Genomic DNA, 18157 nt, shown 5'->3' on the forward strand with positions numbered 1-18157 from the left:
ATTGACACTCCGGTTCGTATTTCAGTCATACCTTGAATGTTGCAGCGAGAGATTAGTAGGTGTGGTATGTACTTTGGTGCGCTGCAAAAATGATATTTCTTAGAACCACTACACTCCAGATGTCATTGGGGAAGTTATTCTGAGTAAAGTCTGATATTCAGCGGCTTCTATTCTGAAAAATGACTTCCTCAGCTATCGCTTCTATGTGGATAGGTGCATTTACAGCAAAATCTTCCGCATTTAGTGCGTTGGAATGCCAGGTATGAGCGTAAGAGAAGAAATTCAGGATGGCAGAGAGGCTGGAAATTTAAGAAGCGGGATAATATACACCGAAGTTTTGGGTTGGATAGATATGGGACATGCCCGAGGAGATGATGTCAGGAAGTTACTCTCGGATATGCACCAAGGCGAGCATTCATGAGAACAGTGATACCTTACAGCGATTTTAGTTCTGGTAACGTTAAAATAGTTTCCAGAGATGGAACGGTCGTTAACTCGTAAAACAGGGAAACATATGAAACAGGCAGTCATAATAGTGCTGATGGTAATAGCTATATGCAGCTCTTATTTCTGGCCTAATATTAAAATGAGACTTGCAGGTAACGCACAATATACAGAGTTTGATAAAGCCAAATATGATTATTACACTCCCCAAGTTTTAAAAAAAATGCCGAGAATATCCCAAGTGTATGACTTTAATTATACGAACATTTCTGATCCTAAGGCTGATGTATGGAGTGTGACGTTCCATGATACCAGGGATACGGGGAGGATTAGTAAGTATCTCTCAATGGCGGGCTATGAAAAACAGGTAAAATGCGATGTTGAGGCAGAGTGCTGGCGACTCAGGGGATCCGATGAAGTACTGACAGTCGTGAATATGAACAGCAGTAATGCTGTTCGGGTTGATATTCTGAAGAGTATTTATAACGACAAATATATGTCAGATAAATAAGTATTTAATTTTATATCAATCAGCACTTACTGGCGGTACGGATAGCCTGCATTGAGCAGGCTATCTAGTACGTTACGATAGCATAGGCATGGTACGCAAAATTACTCGATATTCTGAATCTGCTCGCGCATTTGCTCGATCAATACCTTCAGTTCAATTGCGGAATTAGTCACCTCCGCATTGATAGACTTGGATGCAAGAGTGTTCGACTCACGGTTGAATTCCTGCATCATGAAGTCCAGACGACGGCCAACAGCCTCTTTTTTCTTCAGAATGTTGTAGGTTTCTTTGACGTGGGCTTCCAGACGATCTAACTCTTCTGCTACATCGATGCGCTGCGCCATCAGCACCAGTTCTTGCTCAAGGCGGTTATTCTCCAGTTGCACCTGGGCGTCTTCCAGTTTGGCTACCAGACGCTCACGCTGCCATTGCAGAATTTCCGGCATATGTGCACGCACTTTAGCGACTTCAGTGCTGACGCCTTCCAGACGCTGCTCGATCAGCGCTTTCAGCGCCTGACCTTCGGTTTCTCGCGCGATGATGAAGTCATCCAGCGTACCGTCAAGCGCGGCGAGGATTTCGGCGGCAATGGCGTCCAGATCTTGCTCCTGGGCAGCCATTACGCCTGGCCAGCGCAGGATATCAACTGGGTTAATTTCACCTTCATCACTCTGCATTTTGACCCAGTTAGCAGCGCTAACGAGCTGTTTAGCGAGCTTTTCATTTAGAATCAGCTCGCCCTGGGCGCTGGCATCAGGCTCAAAACGCAGCGTACACTCGACTTTACCGCGCGTCAGACGCGTGCGTATGCGTTCGCGAACAACGGGTTCAAGACTACGGAACTGTTCCGGCAGGCGAAAATAAGTTTCCAGATAACGCTGGTTTACCGAGCGCATTTCCCAGGTAGCGCTACCCCATTCACCCTTGATTTCACGCCGGGCGTAGGCGGTCATGCTGCGGATCATAGACGTTCCTGTTTTTAAAGATGAGATGGGAGGATTATAGCCATCCACGTCTTGTCAGGATAGGAATAACAGTCGGAAGTCCGTATAATGCGCAGCCACATTCGTTTCAAGCCGGAGATTTTATCATGCGTCCAGCAGGTCGTAGTGCCAACCAGGTGCGTCCCGTCACCCTGACCCGTAATTATACAAAACACGCTGAAGGCTCCGTGCTGGTCGAATTTGGTGATACCAAAGTGCTGTGTACCGCCTCTATTGATGAAGGCGTACCGCGTTTTCTGAAAGGTCAGGGCCAGGGCTGGATCACCGCAGAATATGGCATGCTGCCACGTGCCACGCACACCCGTAACGCCCGTGAAGCGGCGAAAGGTAAGCAGGGCGGTCGTACCATGGAAATCCAGCGTCTGATCGCTCGTGCGCTGCGCGCCGCCGTTGATCTGAAGACGCTCGGTGAATTCACTATTACGCTGGACTGCGATGTTATTCAGGCAGATGGCGGTACGCGCACTGCATCAATTACCGGCGCATGTGTGGCGTTGGCTGATGCGCTGAACAAGCTGGTTGCGAGCGGTAAACTGAAAACTAACCCGATGAAAGGGATGGTCGCCGCGGTTTCCGTGGGCATTGTGAACGGTGAAGCGCTATGTGACCTCGAATATGTTGAAGACTCTGCCGCAGAAACCGACATGAACGTGGTGATGACTGAAGACGGCCGCATTATAGAGGTGCAGGGCACGGCAGAAGGCGAGCCGTTCAGCCATGAAGAACTTCTCACCCTACTGGCGTTAGCCCGAGGGGGAATCGAATCCATTGTAACGACGCAGAAGGCGGCGTTAGAAAATTGATTTTAAAGGCGACTGATGAGTCGCCTTTTTTTTGTCTGTAATAAAGTGAGATGAGGAGCGAATCCATGAAACCGTATCAGCGCCAGTTTATTGAGTTTGCGCTTAGCAAGCAGGTACTAAAGTTTGGCGAGTTTACGCTGAAATCCGGGCGTAAAAGCCCCTATTTCTTCAATGCCGGGCTGTTTAATACCGGGCGCTGCCTGGCACTGTTAGGCCGTTTTTATGCCGAAGCGCTGATGGATTCCGGTATTGAGTTCGATTTGCTGTTTGGTCCGGCCTACAAAGGTATCCCGATTGCGACCACCACGGCTGTTGCGCTGGCGGAACACCACGATAAAGATTTGCCGTACTGCTTTAACCGTAAAGAGGCGAAGACCCACGGTGAAGGCGGTAATCTGGTAGGTAGCGCACTTGAGGGGCGTGTAATGCTGGTGGATGATGTTATCACTGCAGGTACGGCTATTCGTGAGTCGATGGAAATTATTCAGGCTAACGGCGCCACGCTGGCGGGGGTACTGATTTCTCTCGATCGTCAGGAACGCGGTCGCGGCGAGATTTCAGCGATTCAGGAAGTGGAACGCGATTATGGCTGCAAGGTGATTTCTATCATTACCCTGAAAGATCTGATTGCGTATCTGGAAGAAAAACCAGAAATGGCAGAACATCTGGCCGCAGTACGGGCGTATCGCGAAGCGTACGGCGTATAAGAACTGCCGGATGGCGCTGCGCTTATCCAGCCTACGCACCGCAGGGTTCGTAGGCAAAATAGGCGAGGTCGCCATCCAACAACGGTGTTACTGCAATTGAGCGGCAACCAACGGCCAGCGGATGTCGAAATCATCCGTTGGGCGGTATTTAAATTCGCTACGTACAAACCGGGACAGCATACCTTCGCAGAAAGCCAGTAGCTGGCTGGCCAGCAGCGTTTCATCCACGGTGTAGCCTTCACCTTCACGCATTCTTTTTTCTCGCAGAACCTGGCGTAACTGCGCCTCAATTCGCTCAAAAAGCTGGTTAATACGGCCTTGCAGACGGTCTTGCTCGAACATCAACGCGTGTCCGGTCAGAATTCGCGTCAGGCCAGGATTACGTTCACCGAACCCTAAAATCAGCAGTACGATCAGACGCAATCGCGCGTTAGTGTCCTTTTCATCTTTCAAAATCAGATTGATACGGGTAATCAGACTATCTTCGATAAACTCAATCAGGCTATCGAACATGCGGGTCTTGCTGGGAAAATGGCGATACAAGGCCGCTTCGGAAACGCCCACAGAGGCCGCCAGTTTAGCTGTCGTGATGCGTTGGCTACCATCGCTGGACTCAAGCATCAGTGCCAGAGACTGAAGTATTTCTTCGCGACGATTCCTTTTCGCAGTTTGCTTTTCTACCATGTTACAAAATACCCCTGAAAATAAGCTCTTGCCAGGCAGGCATCCACACAGCGACCGCAAACTGGTATTTGCGGTGTGTTATTGCGTTATTACGCTGTGAGATACTTTTCTGCGGGTTACTTGCGCCCGGAATGGCCGAAGCCACCTTCGCCACGATCGGTGGCTTCAAACTCTTCCACCAAATTAAATTCAGCCTGGACGACCGGTACAAATACCATCTGCGCGATACGTTCGCCCGGTTCAATAGTAAAGTTGTCCTGACCACGGTTCCAGATTGAAACCATCAGCTGGCCCTGGTAGTCGGAATCAATCAAACCGACCAGATTGCCCAGTACGATCCCGTGCTTATGGCCCAGCCCGGAGCGCGGGAGCATCACTGCCGCAAGAGAAGGATCGGCAATGTGGATAGCTAACCCGGTTGGCACCAGCGTTGTTGCGCCAGGCGCCAGTTCTACGGCGTCATCAAGACAGGCACGCAGGTCAAGTCCGGCAGAACCAGAAGTGGCGTACGTCGGGAGCGGAAATTGTTGCCCTACGCGCGGGTCCAGAATCTTAACGTCGATTTTTTTCATCATAACGGGTCACGATCTCGTCGAGTAATAATTGGCCCAGGAGTTCTTTGCGCTCAAGCGGTAAGACTTTATCTCCATCCTGCCAAAAAAGGTGTAATGCGTTGCTGTCGCTGTTAAATCCTTGAGTGGACAGCGAAACGTCGTTCGCACAGATCACATCAAGGTTTTTGCGGATGCGTTTTTGCCGGGCATATTCTTCCACATTATTTGTTTCGGCGGCAAACCCAACGACAAAAGGACGGTTAGCATCCAGTGCGGCAACACCAGCGATGATGTCCGGGTTTTTGACCATTTTTACTGTTAATTCATCACCCTGCGTTGCCTGTTTTTTGATTTTTTCACTGGCGACAGTTTCAGCGCGATAATCAGCGACTGCGGCGCAGCCGATAAAAATATGCTGTTGTTGCACCGCAGATTGCACGGCGGCTTCCATTTCCAGCGCGGTCATCACATCAATGCGCTGGACAAAAGGCGGTGTGGGTAACGAAACCGGACCTGATACCAGCGTGACGTTTGCCCCGCGTTTTGCGGCAGCGGCCGCGATAGCAAATCCCATTTTCCCCGAGCTGTGGTTGGAAATATAACGCACGGGATCAAGCGGTTCACGCGTCGGGCCTGCTGTAATCATGATGTTGAGATGTTGCAGATCTTTGACAGGTGAAAAATGTTCTGCCGCCATATCTACAATTGTTAACGGATCCAGCATACGTCCAGGACCGACATCACCACATGCCTGACTACCGCTGTCAGGGCCCCAAATGAGCAAACCGCGCGAGGCAAGAATGCCCAGATTGTGTTGGGTAGCGGCGGCGCGGTACATCTGCTGGTTCATAGCCGGCAGCACGGCAACAGGCGCTGGCGTTGCCAGACAGATCGTAGACACCAGATCGTTGGCCATACCTGCGGCAACGCGGGCAATCAGGTCTGCCGTCGCTGGGGCCAGTATAACCAAATCGGCCCATTTCCCCAGTTCAATATGGCCCATCGCGGCTTCGGCTGCGGGGTCAAGCAGGCTGTCGGAAACGGGATAGCCCGAAACCGCCTGTAAGCTCAGAGGAGTAATAAACGCTTTTGCGGCTTCGGTCATCGCCACGCGGACGTCTGCGCCGCGTTCCCGTAAACGACGCACCAGCTCAGGGGTTTTGTACGCAGCAATCCCGCCACTGACGCCAAGTACGATTTTTTTACCGGCCAGACTCATCATGATCTTTCCTGTTGGGTTTCACCAGAAGGCGGATATTTTATCACAATCCGCAATGTGTCGTGCTTTTGCCCGCGCTCCAGTTTGCGAGGCTCTACGAAGAAGTGAAAACAGAGCGTCGATTCGCCGCTGGCGTTATGCCACTATGCGGACGCGAAAGGAGGGGAAAAGCATGGAAAATACAGGACGTATAATGCCTAGGGAAAAGCTGTTGGCGCAGGGGGCCAGTTCGCTGACCGACGTAGAGCTACTGGCTCTTTTTCTACGCACCGGGATACTGGGTAAAGATGTGCTTACGCTGGCGAAAGAGATGCTTCAGCATTTTGATTCGTTGTATGGCCTGTTGTCTGCTGATTACATGGATTTCAGCTATGTTCAGGGCATCGGTATCGCGAAGTACGCACAGTTGAAGGGAATAGTGGAGCTGGCAAGGCGCTACTACAACGTACAGGTGATAGAGGAGCGTGCGATACTTAGCCCGGAAATGGCGCGTGAATTTCTGCAAAGCCAGCTTTCGCAAGAGGAACGCGAGATCTTCTATGTGATCTTTATGGATTCTCAACATCGCGTGATTAAACACCGTAAACTTTTTTCCGGAACGCTAAGCCACGTTGAAGTGCATCCGCGAGAAATTGTCCGCGAAGCGATAAAAATGAATGCTTCTGCGGTGATCCTTGCACATAATCACCCCTCGGGGTGTGCAGAGCCGAGCAAAGCAGATAAACTCATCACCGAGCGTGTTGTGAAATGCTGTCAGTTCATGGATATCCGGGTGCTTGATCATCTGGTCATTGGGCGCGGAGAGTACGTTTCTTTTGCGGAACGCGGTTGGATTTAACGCACTTTACGCGATCCATCGGGATCTTTGTCTGTTCGGGACTTGAGCACATCGCTGACTCAGCGTATACTACGCCACCTTTGAGAATCTCGGGTTTGGCATTTGGGCCTGGCAATCGAGAGTTCGCAAATACGCAAAATCATTCTTGTTGCGTCCAATGACGAGGCAACGATGAAAGATTTAGTGTATTGAACTGCGATAACCGGGCTGAGAAGCCTGACGAGGCGCCAATACCCCATACGAAGCTCGAGCTAATTTGATTTTTGGAGAATAGACATGTCCCGAGTCTGCCAAGTTACTGGCAAGCGTCCGGTGACCGGTAACAACCGTTCCCACGCACTGAACGCGACTAAACGCCGTTTCCTGCCTAACCTGCACTCTCACCGTTTTTGGGTTGAGAGCGAGAAGCGTTTTGTCACCCTGCGTGTATCTGCTAAAGGTATGCGTGTTATTGATAAGAAAGGCATCGAAACAGTTCTGTCTGAACTGCGTGCCCGTGGCGAAAAGTACTAAGTACTAAGAGGAAATAAATCATGGCTAAAGGTATTCGTGAGAAAATCAAGCTGGTTTCTTCTGCTGGTACTGGTCACTTCTATACCACCACGAAGAACAAACGTACTAAGCCGGAAAAACTGGAGCTGAAAAAGTTCGATCCAGTTGTTCGTCAGCACGTTTTATACAAAGAAGCGAAAATCAAATAATTTCCGCTTTGATGTAAAGAAAAACCCTGCCTCGGCGGGGTTTTTTGTTTTCTGGCCGTCCCCATATTAATGAGACCTGATACACCGCCGGAGATACTATGCCTGAATTACCTGAAGTCGAAACCAGCCGCCGCGGTATTGAGCCGCATCTGGTGGGGGCAACGATTATGCACGCGACTGTGCGTAACGGTCGTTTGCGTTGGCCAGTATCAGAGGAAATCTATCGTCTGAGTGATAAACCTGTCCTGAGCGTACAGCGGCGCGCGAAATACCTGCTGCTGGAGCTATCAGATGGCTGGGTAATCATTCACCTGGGGATGTCGGGTAGTTTGCGTATCCTTTCTGAAGAGCTTCCGGCAGAAAAACATGACCACGTCGACTTAGTGATGAGTAACGGCAAAGTCCTGCGCTATACCGATCCGCGTCGTTTTGGCGCCTGGCTGTGGACTAAAGAGCTGGATGGGCATAATGTCCTCGCCCATCTTGGCCCTGAGCCGCTGAGCGACGATTTCAATGCTGGTTATCTGCAGCAGAAATGTGCGAAGAAGAAAACTGCGATTAAACCCTGGCTGATGGATAACAAGCTGGTCGTGGGGGTGGGAAACATCTATGCCAGCGAGTCGCTGTTTGCGGCTGGTATCCATCCTGACCGTCTGGCGTCATCTTTGTCGCAGGATGAGTGCGAACTGCTGGTGCGCGTTATCAAGGCGGTTTTGCTGCGTTCTATCGAGCAGGGCGGGACCACGCTGAAGGACTTTCTGCAAAGTGACGGTAAGCCGGGCTATTTTGCCCAGGAGCTGCAGGTCTATGGGAGAGAAGGTGAACCCTGTCGCGTATGCGGCGCGCCAATCATTGCGACAAAACACGCTCAGCGCACAACGTTTTATTGCCGCCGCTGTCAGAAATAACACCATTATCGGCCGGACGTAGCGTATGCCTCATCCGGCCAGACGCATTACTTCAGTTTACTCAATAATGCCTGATGAACGTTTTCCGGCAGAAAGTGCGCTACGTCACCCTGGTGGCGGGCAACTTCTTTCACCAGTGACGATGAGATAAATGACCACTCTTTAGACGGCATCAGAAAGACGCTTTCCAGTTGTGGCATCAGATGACGGTTCATATGGGCCAGCTGCATTTCATACTCAAAATCGGCTACCGCACGCAGGCCACGGATCAGAATGTTAGCCTGATTATCGCGGGCAAAGTTTGCCATCAGATCGCTGAATCCCAGAACCTCCACATTACCGAGATGCGCCGTTGCCTGTTGTGCCAGCTCAACGCGCTCTTCCAGAGTAAACATCGGTTTTTTACTGGGACTTGCGGCAATCGCCAGGATTACGTGATCGAACATGCTTGTCGCTCGTGTCACGATATCGAGGTGGCCGTTAGTAATGGGATCAAAGGTTCCTGGATAAATCGCCCGTTTTTGCATGACTTGCCTCAATGCGTTTTGGGTGGCAGATAAGGTTCCAGCAGCTGCAGCAGACGCTGAAGCGCGCCCTGATTTTGATACAGAACTTCAACTGCGTGACGGCCATAAAAATTACGATAATCTGCATCGGTCAGTAAAGAAGAGACCTCTTTCACCAGCGTAGTTGCGTCGGTGACGGTGATCAATCCGCTTGCCTGTTCGAGGCGGGCGCAAATATCTTTAAAATTAAAAGTATGTGGCCCCATCAGTACCGGAATGGCGTGCGCCGCGGCTTCCAGTGGGTTGTGTCCACCGCGTTCAACCAGCGAACCGCCAACAAAAGCAAGGTCGGCAATGCCGTACAGCAACATCAACTCGCCCATTGTGTCGCCGATTACGACCTGGGTTCCTGATGACGGAACTTCGCCCGAAGAACGTGTCGTATAGCTTAGCCCAGCCTGGCGTACGAGGTTAATGGCATCCGGGAACCGTTCAGGATGTCTGGGTACAAGAATCAGTAAAAGATTAGGGAACTGGTTTAATAACGCCTGATGGGCGGCAATGATAATGCTTTCTTCGCCGTCGTGCGTGCTGGTTGCAATCCATACCGGGCGGTGAGGTGCCCATTGACGACGCAATGTAATCGCTTTTGCGGCCAGCTGCGGCGTGACGGAAATATCAAACTTCAGGCTACCGGTAACGGTGACCTGATTGCTTCTGGCACCAAGCGTGATAAAACGAGCGCCATCTTCTTCGTTCTGGGCGGCAATCAACGTAATTCGGCGCAGTAGCCTGCCTACAAATTTACCTAATTTAGCGTAGCCAGCAGCTGAGCGAGCGGAAAGACGTGCATTGGCAATGACCAGCGGAATATGGCGCTTATGCAGTGCCGCGATCAGATTCGGCCACAGCTCGGTTTCCATAATTAACACCAGCTTGGGGTCAACTTTATTCAGGAAACGGTTTAGGGCATCCGGTAAGTCGTACGGCAGATAAATATGCTGAACGTCAGGGCCAAAAGCGGATTGTACGCGCTCGGAACCGGTTGGTGTCATGGTGGTGACCGTGATCGGCAAGTCGGGGTAACGATGTTGCAGAGCGCGGACTAATGGGATAGCTGCCAGCGTTTCGCCCACGGAAACCGAATGAAGCATGATGCCGCCTGGTTTTAGCGGACGGCGGTAAAAGCCGTAGCGTTCACCCCAGCGTTTACGGTAGGCCGGAGCCTTACGTCCGCGCACCCAAAGCCGTACCCAGATCAAAGGCTGAATAAGGTAGAAAAGGGCGGTGTAAAGCAATTCGAGCATAATGGTAGCTGACTTATGAATGTGCTGGGGATTCTATGTATTTAGCTGTGGCTTTACCAATACTTTTCCTATTTTTAAATTAAATAGCGTCCCTCGCGGGGGATGTCCAGGGTACCAACATCTTTTGCATCTTTACGTTTTCTGTTGATATTTTCCGGTTTAGTCGAGATAGAGGGCTAAAAATCAAAAGGTCTGAACATCTTAATTCATTGATTTACATGTTTTAAAACCATTGGCTGTGCAAGAATTATTCGAGTCGGAACATGGCGAAAGAAGTGATACACTAGCGCGTAAAAAATCAGTGCGATATCAGTAATCAGGTAGCTGTTGAGCCTGGGGCGGTAGCGTGCTTTTTTCTGCTTAACTTTACCGGACACTCACGATAAAAGAGCCGCTTGTGGATAAGCCAATTAATAGAATTCTGGTCATAAAAATGCGTTTTCACGGAGATATGTTGTTAACAACTCCGATCATTAGTACGCTAAAGCAGAACTATCCTGATGCGAAAATCGACGTGCTTCTCTATCAGGATACCATCCCAATTTTGTCGGAAAACCCAGAAATTAATGCCCTTTATGGTATTAAAAATAAAAAGGCAAAAGTAACTGATAAAATTACTAATTTTCTGCACCTGATCGGAACGTTGCGCGCAAATGGGTATGATTTAGTTGTAAACCTTACCGATCAGTGGATGGTTGCGATACTGATGCGGCTACTGAACGCGCCAATCAAAATCTCTCAAGATTATGCACATCGGCAATCTTCTTTTTGGAAAAATAGTTTTACATGTCTGGCCCCGCTTAGCGGTGAAAATGTGGTGGAAAGCAATCTGTCTGTGCTGGCCCCGTTGAAACTTAAATCGACTGTTACGCATACAACAATGAGCTATCCTCCGGATAGCTGGGAACGTATGCGCACAGAATTAAATCGGGCTGGGGTTGGTGATGAATATGTTGTAATTCAACCAACGGCACGCCAACGCTTCAAGTGCTGGAATAACGAAAAGTTTTCACAGGTAATTGACGCCTTACACCAGCGTGGTTTGGAGGTAGTTATGACCTCAGGCCCAGGCGAAGACGATCTGGCTTGCGTGAATGAAATTGCACAAGGTTGCAAAGAAAGGCCCGTTACTGCGCTGGCGGGAAAGATGAGCTTCCCCGAGCTAGGAGCGGTCATCGATCATGCGCAGTTGTTTATTGGGGTGGACTCTGCTCCGGGACACATTGCTGCTGCGGTTGATACACCATTGATATGCCTGTTTGGCGCAACGGATCATAATTTTTGGCGACCATGGTCAAAGCAGATGATTCAATTTTGGGCTGGTGATTATCGTCCGATGCCTCCACGCGAGCAGCGCGATCGCAATGAAATGTATCTTTCGGTGATACCCGCTGACGATGTTATTGCTGCTATCGATAAATTATTACCGGGTAGACTTGTGCCGCCACAAGCGGGGAGTCCCGTATGATTGTTGCTTTCTGTTTGTATAAATACTTCCCATTCGGTGGGTTACAGCGTGATTTTATGCGCATTGCGCAAACTGTAGCGGCACGTGGTCACCATGTTCGTGTCTATACGCAGTCCTGGGAAGGTGAGTGTCCTGACGTTTTTGAATTGGTTCTTGTACCGGTCAAGTCCCGGACAAACCATGGTCGCAATGCGGAGTATTATTCCTGGGTCCAGGCACATTTACTTCAGCACCCTGTCGATCGGGTAGTTGGTTTTAATAAAATGCCAGGGCTGGATCTCTACTATGCTGCTGACGTTTGCTATGCCGAGAAAGTGGCACAAGAAAAAGGTTTCCTCTATCGGTTAACTTCACGATATCGGCACTATGCAGAGTTTGAACGCGCGACGTTTGAGCAGGGTAAACCGACGCAACTATTGATGCTAACTGATAAGCAGATTGCTGATTTTCAGAAACACTATCAGACAGAAGCTCAACGATTTCATATTCTTCCTCCAGGGATTTATCCAGACAGGAAGTATAGCCAGCAGATTCCGAATAGCCGTGAAGTTTATCGCCAGAAAAACGGTATAACAGAGCAACAAAATCTATTATTGCAGGTAGGCTCTGATTTCACTCGTAAAGGTGTGGATCGTTCAATACGTGCACTGGCCTCGTTACCAGAAACGCTTCGAACTAATACGCTACTGTATGTTGTTGGACAAGACAGACCGAGAAAATTTGAGGCGCTGGCGGAAAAACTTGGCGTACGCAGTAATGTCCATTTCTACTCTGGCCGTAATGATGTTGCAGAATTAATGGCTGCGGCTGATATATTGATGCATCCAGCTTATCAGGAGGCGGCAGGTATTGTTTTACTAGAAGCAATCACTGCCGGGCTGCCGGTGTTGACCACAGCCGTATGCGGTTACGCGCATTATATTGTTGATGCTAATTGTGGTATGGCAATTACAGAACCATTCCGGCAAGAAACGCTGAATGAAGCCTTACGTAAAGCGCTGGTAGAGCCTTCATTGCGTTCGGAATGGAGGGCAAATGCACGACACTATGCGGATACGCAAGATTTATACAGCCTACCGGAGAAAGCAGCGGATATGATTACGGGTGGTTTAGATGGTTGAATTAAAAGAACCGTTAGCCACACTATGGCGCGGGAAAGATGCATTTGAAGAAGTTAAAAATTTACAAGGTGAAGTATTCAGAGAACTGGAGACTCGCCGTACTCTACGATTTGAACTAACGGGTAAAAGCTATTTTTTAAAATGGCACAGAGGCACTTCTCTGAAAGAGATTGTTAAAAACCTGCTTTCATTACGCATGCCAGTATTAGGTGCTGATAGAGAATGGAATGCCATTCATCGCCTGAGTCAGTTAGGTGTGGATACAATGACAGGCGTGGGATTTGGTGAGAAAGGGTTGAATCCACTGACTAAAACCTCGTTTATTATTACTGAGGATCTCACACCAACTATCAGCTTAGAAGATTACTGTGCTGATTGGGCCACAAATTCTCCCGATGTGAAAGTGAAGCGTATAATTATTGATCGTGTTGCCACCATGGTGCGTAAGATGCATGCTGGTGGTATCAATCATCGCGATTGCTATATTTGCCACTTTTTATTACATCTGCCTTTTTCAGGGCATGAGGACGATCTCAAGATTTCAGTGATTGATTTGCACCGTGCTCAGATTCGGTCGACTGTTCCCCGACGCTGGCGCGATAAGGACTTGATCGGTCTCTATTTTTCGTCCATGAACATTGGATTAACCCAGCGTGATATTTATAGATTTCTACGCATCTATTGCGAGTTGCCGTTGAAAAGCATCCTAAGTCAGGAGGCTGATTTGTTCAAGGAAGCTCAGGTTAAAGCTAATAAAATACGCGAAAGAACAATCCGTAAATCTCTGTGATTAATTTATCCTGAACTATTTGAAATGCATCATGTGAGAACATGGTCTATTTCTCAAAAATTGGTAAGAGTCAAATGTCTCAATTTAGCGATAAAGAAGTTATCCTTTCTGTTTTTGAGTACGATTTTCGGGAAAATGCTTCTGCAGACTGTTTTAATATCGGTTATGGTATTGACAGGAATTTTTTATTTGGCTGCGGTGTATCAATAGCCTCTGTATTATTGTCGAATAAAAAAATCGATTTCACATTTCATATATTTACTGATTATTTCGATGAGAGTGATAAAGCCAGATTCGCCGATCTTGCTAAACAATATCAATCCTGTATCAAAGTTTACCTAATTGATTGCAATAAATTAAAAGACTTACCTAGTACAAAAAACTGGACTTATGCAACATACTTCCGTTTTGTTATTGCAGATTATTTCTATAATAAAATAGATAAATTATTATACCTGGATGCTGATATTGCTTGCCAGGGTAGTGTACGAGAACTGGTCGATTATAATTTTTCCGCAGATGAGATCGCTGTCGTTGTAACGGAAAGAGATTCCGAATGGTGGCATAATCGTTCTGTAACGCTGGCCACTCCAGAATTAATCACCGGATACTTTAATGCTGGATTCTTACTTATCAACATCAATGCATGGCACAGTAATAATATCTCTTCCCGAGCCATCGAAATGTTGCGAGTTCCAGAATGGGTGGAAAGAATAACTCATCTTGATCAAGATGTCCTTAATGTATTGTTAGCCGGAAAAGTAACTTTTATCAATGGTAAATACAATACACGCTTTAGCATTAATTATGAACTGAAAGATACAGTAGTCAATCCTGTGAATAATGAAACTGTTTTCATTCATTATGTGGGACCGACAAAACCCTGGCATGAGTGGTCCAACTATCCGGTATCGAAGAGTTTTTTAGTTGCGAAAGAGGCCTCGCCCTGGCATTCAGTAGCGCTTCTCAAACCGACCAATAGCAATCAATTCAGATATTGTGCAAAGCATAAATTTAAACAAGGGTTATACGTTCAGGGACTGTGTAACTACTTTAATTATTATCTGACCAAGTTGAAAGGTTAACTGCTGGCTAAGTATATTGTTAAAATAATCAACGACAATGCATATCTTAGCCTCTGGAAAATATAGCTGAAATAATTAAAGGTAATTAACTTGGACTTCAAAAGATTAACTAACTTCAAAGATATTATTGAGTTAGACAGACGTGTTACACCATGTGATGATCGTGACACTTTTAATATCTCATGGGGAATCGATAAAAATTACCAAACTGGCGCGGCAATTTCTATTGCCTCAATCCTTGAAAATAATAAACAGAGTAATATTAATTTTACTTTTCATATTATTGCGGATTATTTAGATCAAGAATATATTGTACTTTTGACACAATTAGCAGAACAGTATAAAACAGTTATTAAGCTATATCATATTGATTCTGAACCGTTGGTGTCACTACCTAAAACAAATATATGGCCAGTGTCAATATACTATCGCTTGCTTTCATTTGATTATTTTTCTGAACGATTAGATCGACTGCTATATCTTGATGCTGATATTACGTGTAAAGGCTCTTTAGAGGATCTTGCTGCACTGAAATTTGATGGGGAATATGGTGCGGTTGTAGTAGATGTTGATTCAATGCAGGATAAAAGTGCAGAGCGTCTACATAATCCTGAGTTTAAAGGCAACTACTTTAACTCGGGTGTCATGTATATAAACTTGCAGCAATGGCTTAACTCTAATTTAACGAAAAAATTCTTCGAATTATTGTCAGATGAAAGTATAGTTTCCAGAGTAAAATATCCTGACCAGGATATTTTAAATATCATGTTTTTGCATCATGCGGTATTACTACCGAGGAAATATAACTCAATTTACTCATTGAAGTCTGAGTTTGAGATTAAAAATAAAAATCACTATAAATCAGTGATTAATGAAGAGACAGTATTTATTCATTATACTGGTGTAACAAAACCATGGCACGAGTGGGCTAACTATTCCTCAGCACAATTTTTCCGCACAGTATATGAGAAGTCACCATGGAAGAATCAGCCTTATCAAGTTGCAAAACAAAAGCACGAATATAGAGAAGAATATAAACACCTTCTTTATCAAAATAAAATAATTCCAGGCCTGATCGCAGCAATTAAATATAAAACAATGTAATGGTGATCTTTATGATTGATAAAATCATATTTACTGTAACACCTATTTATTCTATTCCACCACGTGGTGCCGCAGCAGTTGAGACCTGGATGTATCAGGTTGCCCAAAGAACCAAATTCCCTAATCGTATTGTCTGTATAAAGAATGAAGGATATTCTGATTATTCTTACGTAAACGAAAGATGTAGTATTCATCGTATTGGATTTAGCTCTGTATATAAGCGTATTTTCCAAAAGTGGACTCGGCTGGATCCGTTACCTTATTCAAAGCGCATACTGAAAGTTGCCGAAAAGTTTGAGATAACCGATCAAAGTGTGATTGTTGTCCATAACAGTATGAAGCTATATCGACAAATTCGTTCGCAAGCTCCTCAGGCTAAAGTTGTGATTCATATGCATAATGCGTTTGAACCTAAGTTGCTTGATAAAAAAGTTAAGATGATCGTACCAAGTTTGTTTTTGAAGAACTATTATCAATCTTATCTTCCTGAAGCTGATATTGTTATTGTGCCTAATGGTATTGACCTGGATATCTATCAATCGTCATATGAATCAATATCAAAAAATAAATTAAGTATTCCCCCTGAAAGCAAGGTGGTATTTTTTGCTGGACGTATAGTCCCTGATAAAGGCGTTCTCTTACTTCTGCAGGCTTTTGAAAAGTTGCTGCATGAGAACAAAAATCTGAAGCTTGTGGTTGTTGGTGATCACATGGAAGTAAGTAAGAACGATAAAGGTGATTATCAGCGTGAAGTTCGGGAAATAGCTGAGCGCCTCAAACCACATTGTATTATGTTAGGTAGTATCTCACCCGAGAAAATGCACTATTACTATCCACTGGCAGATATAGTTGTGATTCCTTCTCAATTTCAGGAGCCATTTTGTATGGTGGCTATTGAGGCTATGGGCGCTGGAAGACCTGTATTAGTCAGTACTCGAGGCGGCATGGTTGAGTTTGTTAAAGATAAAATTACAGGCTATCACCTTACAGAGCCGATGACTGCAGAAACTATTGCTCAGGATATTACCAGGGTAATGGCGGAAAGTAGTTTAGCGGATACCGCCCAACGAGGTCAGCAATATGTCTTTGGAAACTATAGTTGGTCTGCGGTTACACAACGGTTTGAAGAGGTTATTTGTAACTGGTTCGAGTGAAAAAAAGGCTACATAAAGTAGCCTTTTTTTACTATTTTATTTATTCTTCAGCGCTAACAGAAAACCTGCAAAAATACCCAACAGATCTAACTCAATCTGCTCAACGTTGCCACGTATAATAAAATAACCGAAAAATGAAAGTAAAATTATTATATAAGCATTGTATGGGGAATAGTAATTCTCCCTAAATGCATGCGTAACACATTCTCTCACAATGCTAGTGTACACCAGTATTAAACCCACAAGTCCAAGTAATCCTGTACCAAACCATACAAAAAGAATAAGGTTGTGTGGTCCAATTGACTCGCGGAATGTCCAGTTTGGATAATCAACAACACGCTTGTTGTATACAGTTTTATAAGCGTTATTACCAAAACCATAACCAATAACTGGATTTTCTAAGATTAGGTCAAACGCACTTCCTTGCGTACCGTTAGTATAGCGATATGAACTGTCAGTTTGCTGCAATTTAAAGGTCAGTTTTTCTGACATATCTTTGTGTGAAAATATAGCTGTCAGAGCAACAATAGCTACGAGGATTCCTACAGTAAGCAATCGCCATTGTTTGTACATGATTATCCATGTAAGAGCAATAATGAATACAGATAACCATGCGCCACGGGACAATGTTCCAAGAATTAAAAAGGTGTATATCGCCCCTAACAACAGGAATAATATACGGTATTTCGCTGATTTAACGAGCCATAGATTCAGAAGCACTGGGAATAAAAACACCATTGCATCTGAAATTCCGCGATGTTGGTAATTAGTAAAAGGCATGATTCCTTGCTGATAGTCCTGATAATAAAGGACAAGTTCTGAAAGGCATCGCAAACTAAGAGCTGTAAGGAACGAGAAGAATATCAACTTTGAAATGGTTTCTTTGCTTTCTTCTCTTAGTAATACAGGGATCGCAATAGTGCATAATAAGACATTTTCAACAACTGAGTTGTTTATCTCTTTCAGGCTAGCTTTTAGTTCAGGAGTGAACACTAAAGAGACGAAGGTAGCGATTACAAGAAATGATACACTTGCAAAAACAAATGTTTTAAAAATAGGAATATAATGTCGAGGATTCTTACATAAATAAACTATCGTTGTGATAGTCATCAGGATGACAATCAAATGTTTATAACGAGTAATACCACCTAAGAAATAGGTGGCGACAAACAGAAATATAAGTCCTCTATTCCAGTTTATCTTCCAGTTTTTTTTCTCATCTAAAAAAAACTTTGTTAAAGCCATCATT

General features: G+C 45.9%; 20 protein-coding genes. 13 read left to right on the forward strand and 7 right to left on the reverse strand.

The window, feature by feature from the left end; all coding sequences use genetic code 11:
* Positions 1-514 precede the first annotated feature (514 nt).
* The gene (locus HVZ39_RS00380; RefSeq protein WP_181633101.1) at positions 515-955 is read left to right on the forward strand and encodes a hypothetical protein; all 441 of its coding nucleotides are present in this window, start codon (positions 515-517) and stop codon (positions 953-955) included.
* A gap of 101 nt (positions 956-1056) precedes the next feature.
* Here HVZ39_RS00380 and HVZ39_RS00385 read toward each other — a convergent pair whose 3' ends face one another.
* The gene (locus HVZ39_RS00385) at positions 1057-1920 is read right to left on the reverse strand and encodes a YicC/YloC family endoribonuclease (RefSeq protein WP_080859272.1); all 864 of its coding nucleotides are present in this window, start codon (positions 1918-1920) and stop codon (positions 1057-1059) included.
* A gap of 125 nt (positions 1921-2045) precedes the next feature.
* On the opposite strand from HVZ39_RS00385, the gene rph reads away from it, so the two are divergent.
* Entirely contained in the window at positions 2046-2762 is a 717-nt protein-coding gene (gene rph, locus HVZ39_RS00390; protein WP_016154991.1) for a ribonuclease PH, read from the forward strand.
* Between the two features lie 65 nt (positions 2763-2827).
* Positions 2828-3469 (forward strand): orotate phosphoribosyltransferase, encoded by a 642-nt coding sequence (gene pyrE / locus HVZ39_RS00395; protein WP_016157763.1) that lies wholly within the window; start codon positions 2828-2830, stop codon positions 3467-3469.
* Between the two features lie 87 nt (positions 3470-3556).
* Here pyrE and slmA read toward each other — a convergent pair whose 3' ends face one another.
* From slmA to coaBC, 3 genes are all read right to left on the reverse strand, one after another.
* Complete coding sequence (gene slmA / locus HVZ39_RS00400) at positions 3557-4153, reverse strand: nucleoid occlusion factor SlmA (protein ID WP_016154989.1); 597 nt, start codon at positions 4151-4153, stop codon at positions 3557-3559.
* A gap of 116 nt (positions 4154-4269) precedes the next feature.
* A complete protein-coding gene (dut, locus tag HVZ39_RS00405; RefSeq protein ID WP_016154988.1) occupies positions 4270-4728 on the reverse strand; it encodes a dUTP diphosphatase in 459 nt (152 codons plus the stop codon).
* Positions 4706-5926, reverse strand: a complete 1221-nt coding sequence (coaBC, locus tag HVZ39_RS00410) for a bifunctional phosphopantothenoylcysteine decarboxylase/phosphopantothenate--cysteine ligase CoaBC (RefSeq protein ID WP_088583168.1) — start codon at positions 5924-5926, stop codon at positions 4706-4708. Before coaBC ends, dut begins: the two co-directional genes overlap by 23 nt.
* A 172-nt stretch (positions 5927-6098) precedes the next feature.
* Between coaBC and radC the strand changes: the two genes are divergently transcribed.
* From radC to mutM, 4 genes are all read left to right on the forward strand, one after another.
* Entirely contained in the window at positions 6099-6764 is a 666-nt protein-coding gene (gene radC / locus HVZ39_RS00415) for a DNA repair protein RadC (RefSeq protein ID WP_016154986.1), read from the forward strand.
* A gap of 276 nt (positions 6765-7040) precedes the next feature.
* Entirely contained in the window at positions 7041-7277 is a 237-nt protein-coding gene (gene rpmB, locus HVZ39_RS00420) for a 50S ribosomal protein L28 (protein ID WP_003024071.1), read from the forward strand.
* Positions 7278-7297: 20 nt separating this feature from the next.
* A complete protein-coding gene (gene rpmG / locus HVZ39_RS00425; RefSeq protein WP_003024094.1) occupies positions 7298-7465 on the forward strand; it encodes a 50S ribosomal protein L33 in 168 nt (55 codons plus the stop codon).
* A gap of 98 nt (positions 7466-7563) precedes the next feature.
* Positions 7564-8373, forward strand: a complete 810-nt coding sequence (gene mutM / locus HVZ39_RS00430) for a bifunctional DNA-formamidopyrimidine glycosylase/DNA-(apurinic or apyrimidinic site) lyase (protein ID WP_019078041.1) — start codon at positions 7564-7566, stop codon at positions 8371-8373.
* A gap of 47 nt (positions 8374-8420) precedes the next feature.
* On the opposite strand, the gene coaD is transcribed toward mutM, so the two are convergent.
* A complete protein-coding gene (gene coaD / locus HVZ39_RS00435) occupies positions 8421-8900 on the reverse strand; it encodes a pantetheine-phosphate adenylyltransferase (RefSeq protein WP_016154984.1) in 480 nt (159 codons plus the stop codon).
* 8 nt (positions 8901-8908) lie between these two features.
* Positions 8909-10186 carry a lipid IV(A) 3-deoxy-D-manno-octulosonic acid transferase gene (waaA, locus tag HVZ39_RS00440; RefSeq protein ID WP_181633102.1) on the reverse strand — a complete coding sequence of 426 codons (1278 nt, stop codon included), beginning with the start codon at positions 10184-10186 and terminating at the stop codon, positions 8909-8911.
* 397 nt (positions 10187-10583) lie between these two features.
* On the opposite strand from waaA, the gene rfaQ reads away from it, so the two are divergent.
* The 6 genes from rfaQ (at position 10584) to HVZ39_RS00470 (ending at position 16908) form a co-directional block, all read left to right on the forward strand.
* Complete coding sequence (gene rfaQ, locus HVZ39_RS00445; RefSeq protein ID WP_181633103.1) at positions 10584-11654, forward strand: lipopolysaccharide core heptosyltransferase RfaQ; 1071 nt, start codon at positions 10584-10586, stop codon at positions 11652-11654.
* Positions 11651-12775 carry a glycosyltransferase family 4 protein gene (locus HVZ39_RS00450; protein WP_181629604.1) on the forward strand — a complete coding sequence of 375 codons (1125 nt, stop codon included), beginning with the start codon at positions 11651-11653 and terminating at the stop codon, positions 12773-12775. The genes rfaQ and HVZ39_RS00450 overlap by 4 nt, the downstream gene beginning before the upstream one ends.
* The gene (gene rfaP / locus HVZ39_RS00455) at positions 12768-13565 is read left to right on the forward strand and encodes a lipopolysaccharide core heptose(I) kinase RfaP (protein WP_019078045.1); all 798 of its coding nucleotides are present in this window, start codon (positions 12768-12770) and stop codon (positions 13563-13565) included. Before HVZ39_RS00450 ends, rfaP begins: the two co-directional genes overlap by 8 nt.
* Before the next feature lie 74 nt (positions 13566-13639).
* Positions 13640-14650: a lipopolysaccharide 3-alpha-galactosyltransferase gene (waaO, locus tag HVZ39_RS00460; RefSeq protein ID WP_181633674.1), complete on the forward strand. Its 1011-nt coding sequence runs from the start codon at positions 13640-13642 to the stop codon at positions 14648-14650.
* 90 nt (positions 14651-14740) lie between these two features.
* Positions 14741-15754, forward strand: coding sequence for a glycosyltransferase (locus tag HVZ39_RS00465; protein ID WP_169329680.1), 1014 nt, complete (start codon positions 14741-14743; stop codon positions 15752-15754).
* 11 nt (positions 15755-15765) lie between these two features.
* Complete coding sequence (locus HVZ39_RS00470) at positions 15766-16908, forward strand: lipopolysaccharide N-acetylglucosaminyltransferase (protein WP_032932025.1); 1143 nt, start codon at positions 15766-15768, stop codon at positions 16906-16908.
* Between the two features lie 36 nt (positions 16909-16944).
* On the opposite strand, the gene rfaL is transcribed toward HVZ39_RS00470, so the two are convergent.
* Positions 16945-18153 (reverse strand): O-antigen ligase RfaL, encoded by a 1209-nt coding sequence (gene rfaL, locus HVZ39_RS00475; protein WP_019078049.1) that lies wholly within the window; start codon positions 18151-18153, stop codon positions 16945-16947.
* Positions 18154-18157 lie beyond the last annotated feature (4 nt).

Source organism: Citrobacter sp. RHB35-C21 (assembly GCF_013816515.1).
In the GTDB taxonomy this organism is placed as follows: domain Bacteria; phylum Pseudomonadota; class Gammaproteobacteria; order Enterobacterales; family Enterobacteriaceae; genus Citrobacter; species Citrobacter braakii.